We start from the raw sequence: 3,542 nt of genomic DNA, 5'->3' as shown, positions 1-3,542 counted from the left end.
TCGCAGTTCCAGCCGCCGTCGGGCAGCTGCTCGCCGAGCAGCCTGCCGATGAGGCCGCGCACGTCCTGGCCGAAGTAGGCTCCGCTCGCCGCCACCTGTCCGTTGATGCAGGGCTCCACCTCGCCGGCGAAGAAGGGATGGTAGTGGCACTCCGGCGGGCCGCATCCCTGCCACGTCACGCGATCGCGCACGAGGCCCACCGCGCGCCGCGCTTCGGCGCTTCGGGGATCGAGACCCATCTCGCGCAGCAGCGTCAGCACGTGCATCGTGGAATCCCACCCACGGCTCCACGCCGCGCTGCCCCAACGGCCGTCGGCGGCCTGGAGGGCGAGCAGACGCGCGCCCCATCCTTCCGTGGCGACGCGCGCGCGCTCGGCGGCGACGACGTCGGCCGGACGGTCGGTGAGATCACGCATCACCTGCCAGCGGATCGAGGGATCGGAATCGAGCAGCCAGCTCAGGACGTCCATCGTGAGCCCCCTTCCCTTGCGCCTTCCGGAAATCGCGTCGAGGCTAACGTAAGGGGGGTGCTCTTTGTCCAGAGAGGAGAGCGTGCGGAGAGGTTTCGGATGCGAGGGGCGCCTGGTGACTCGAGATGCCGTGTTGGGAGCGCCTCCCGCAAACCTCAGCCGGCTCGCGAGCCCTTGGTCCGCAGCTTTCGCCCGAGAAGCTTCTCCAGAGCGCGGTTGATCTCCTCGGGATCCACCTCCGCCTCGCGGAGGCGGCGCAAGAGCGTCCGCGCTCCCGGCGTCGACGCGGCCCATTCGCGGGTCTTGACGTCGATCCCCGACAGGAGCCGCTCCAGCGAGTCGTAGGTGGCGCCGGCCTTCCGCAGCTTGTCCGCGATCTTGCGGAGGAGTTTCTCGGAGGGGCGGCGGCGGTTATGCTCGATATCCGACATGTGCGCCGCGGACACGCCGACGTCCAGGGCCAGCCCGCGCAGGGTGTAGTCGGCCTTCAGCCGCAGCCGCCGGATCTCTTCGCCAAGGTACGGTGTGCTCATGTCAGCCATGATAGCTTGCACTGCGAACACCGTCAAGCCCGTTACCGGGCGGTGGCGCCCGGCGGCGGGGCCGCGAGAAGACGCTGACTGGCCGCCGTCGAATCCTTGTTCGCTGCCATGGCGCCCATCGGCTGCATCCCGGGAGTGCCCATGACCTCCCTGGGGCCCTTCGCCGGAGGAACGGGCATTTTGTGCTGGTCGATCTTCGGCGTGCCGTACCGCTTGAGGTCGATCTGCACCTTGTCGATCAGCTGGACGCTCCCGTCCTTCTCCACGGCGTAGGCGTAGAAGTCGCCGCCGCCAAACCAGAGTCGGAGATGGATGAAATGGAACACCTCGTCGGTGAGCACATCGTGGGGCCGGACGACCGATCCGGCCACCTTGTACTCGCTATACACCACTCCGCTGGCCGCGGAGGACGGGAGCTGGTGCAGGGGCGCGCCCGCGCCGCCCGTGACGATCGCGATGAGCACCGCATCGGGCCACGTGACCAGGGCGCGCTGGTAGGCGTGATCGTGCCCGCTCGCGATGATCGAGATGCCGCTGGTGTGCAGTGCGCGGACCATCCGTTCCCGGCGTTCCCGGAGGACCGGATCGTTCTGCCACTCCATGCGATGATAGGAAGCCGAGAAAGGCGGGTGGTGCATCATGACGATCACGGGGCCGGTGTGCTCCTTGACCCGCTCCACCAGCCACGAGAACTCCTCGTCGGAGTACCGGACCTGCACCTCGCGGGTCCAGTGCCGGGAAGGGTCGACGATGGGATTGGTGTCCAGCGCGATGAAGCGAACCCAGCCGTCGGCGGTGTCGAAGCAGTAGTAGAGCCGGTCGCCGGCGATCGGCAGTCCCGTGGCGGTCCGCCAGTTATCCACCCCCAGCACCGTGTCCGTCCGCTCGTGATTGCCGGCGACGGGGAAGTAGGGAACACGCGAGAAGAGGGGGCGGGTGATGCGGAGGAACCGCTCCCAATGCGCCGGATAGCGCCCATCCTTCACGAGATCTCCGGTATTGATGACCGCCGCGACCGTCTTTCCCTGGGCCTTCAACGAATCGATCTTCGCGATCATCGCCTCCAGCACCTGATGCTCGCGGCCCCACTTCGGCTGGTGCCGGATCTCGGCGGGGATATCCCGGATGAGGGCGAGGTCCGGATACAGCCCCTTCACGAGCAGGATCGGTATCGTGACCAGGCCGCGCGCGATCCTGAGCGGATTCAGGGAGAACATCCGCCGGATCGCCGTGAACTGGGGCTGGAGGCGGGACGTCCGATAGCCCGGCCGGTTGTCTCCGAAGAGCATGATGTTGAGGGTGTCGGCGGTGTAGCCGTCGCGCAGCCGTCCCAGGAAACGATGCGAGGAATCGGCGGTGCCCGGCGCGAAGCCGATCAGCGTATCCCCGAACAGAGGACGAAGCGCCTCCACGGGAGCCTTCTCACTCCCCCGCCCCTCGGAGGTGCTGTCGGGGCGGACCGGAGCGATGGTCGTGCCCAGGTTCTGCAGGCGCCCGATCCGCGCGCATCCGGCGAGGAGCGCCAGGGCGATGAACGCCAGGGCCAAGCGTCCCGCCAGCGTCGCTCGCGGTTCCCAGCGCGGTATCAATAGGCCTCCGGCACGTATTTCTGACGCGATACCGGAGGGCGCACGTAGGTCAGGTCGACTTGACGCGGCGGCAGCTTGAGCTTCTTGGGCGAATAGTCCTTGTACGGAAACTGGCTCAGGAGATGAGCGATGCAGTTGAGACGAGAGCGCCTCTTGTTGTCGGCCGGCACCACCCACCAGGGGGACGACTTGGTGTCGCAGGCCGCCATCATGGCGTCCTTGGCCCGCGAGTAGTCGACCCAGCGCGCCCGCGATTCCAGGTCCATGGGGCTCAGTTTCCATCGCTTGTTCGGATCGCTGATCCGCTTCTGGAAGCGAACCTCCTGCTCTTCCTCGCTGACCGAGAACCAGTACTTGATGAGTACGATCCCGGAGCGGAGGAGCATGTCCTCGAACTCCGGACAGGACCGCAGGAACTCGAGATATTCCTTCTCGGTGCAGAATCCCATCACCCGCTCGACGCCCGCGCGGTTGTACCAGCTCCGGTCGAAGAGCACGATCTCCCCCGCCATCGGCAGCTGGGCGGCGTAGCGCTGGAAGTACCACTGGGTCTTCTCGCGGTCGGTGGGCGTGCCCAGCGCCACGATCCGGCACGTTCGCGGATTCAGGTTCTGGATGATGCGCTTGATGACGCTCCCCTTCCCGGCGGCGTCTCGCCCTTCGAAAAGGACGGCGACCCGGAGGCCCTTCACCCGCACGTATTCCTGCAACTTCAAGAGCTCGCTCTGCAGCTTCGCCAGCTCCTTCTCATAGACCTTCGTGTCGAGCTTCTTCTTGGTCTTCTCCGGGTGATCCTGGCTTCTCTTCTTCAACACGGTGAGCGCCTGGGATGCGCCCACGTCGGGTTTGTCGCTTCGCTTTGCCTTTGCCATCGTTCAGCCTCCTGGTTCGCTGTTAGCTATGTTAGCTCACGGTGCTGGCGAGCCACAACCGGAACCTGC

4 protein-coding genes are annotated in these 3,542 nt (G+C 66.3%); all 4 read right to left on the bottom strand.

Annotated elements, in window-relative coordinates; all coding sequences use genetic code 11:
• Window positions 1-470, bottom strand: a 470-nt coding sequence (locus tag VE326_13480; protein HYJ34217.1) for a hypothetical protein, incomplete at its 3' end; no start/stop codon positions are given.
• A gap of 155 nt (window positions 471-625) precedes the next feature.
• Window positions 626-1,003 carry a helix-turn-helix domain-containing protein gene (locus VE326_13475; protein HYJ34216.1) on the bottom strand — a complete coding sequence of 126 codons (378 nt, stop codon included), beginning with the start codon at window positions 1,001-1,003 and terminating at the stop codon, window positions 626-628.
• 41 nt (window positions 1,004-1,044) lie between these two features.
• Complete coding sequence (locus VE326_13470; GenBank protein ID HYJ34215.1) at window positions 1,045-2,559, bottom strand: metallophosphoesterase; 1,515 nt, start codon at window positions 2,557-2,559, stop codon at window positions 1,045-1,047.
• 38 nt (window positions 2,560-2,597) lie between these two features.
• Complete coding sequence (gene ppk2 / locus VE326_13465) at window positions 2,598-3,473, bottom strand: polyphosphate kinase 2 (protein ID HYJ34214.1); 876 nt, start codon at window positions 3,471-3,473, stop codon at window positions 2,598-2,600.
• Window positions 3,474-3,542: the final 69 nt, after the last annotated feature.

It is taken from the genome of Candidatus Binatia bacterium (assembly GCA_035631035.1).
Taxonomy (GTDB): Bacteria; Eisenbacteria; RBG-16-71-46; order SZUA-252; family SZUA-252; genus DASQJL01.
This window is presented reverse-complemented; position numbering and strand designations above follow the sequence as displayed.

What these genes read in the sequence shown, in the direction of transcription:
- ppk2 (HYJ34214.1), bottom strand. Translation starts at nt 3,473, where the DNA reads ATGGCAAAGGCAAAGCGAAGCGACAAACCCGACGTGGGCGCATCCCAG.
- VE326_13475 (HYJ34216.1), bottom strand. Translation starts at nt 1,003, where the DNA reads ATGAGCACACCGTACCTTGGCGAAGAGATCCGGCGGCTGCGGCTGAAG.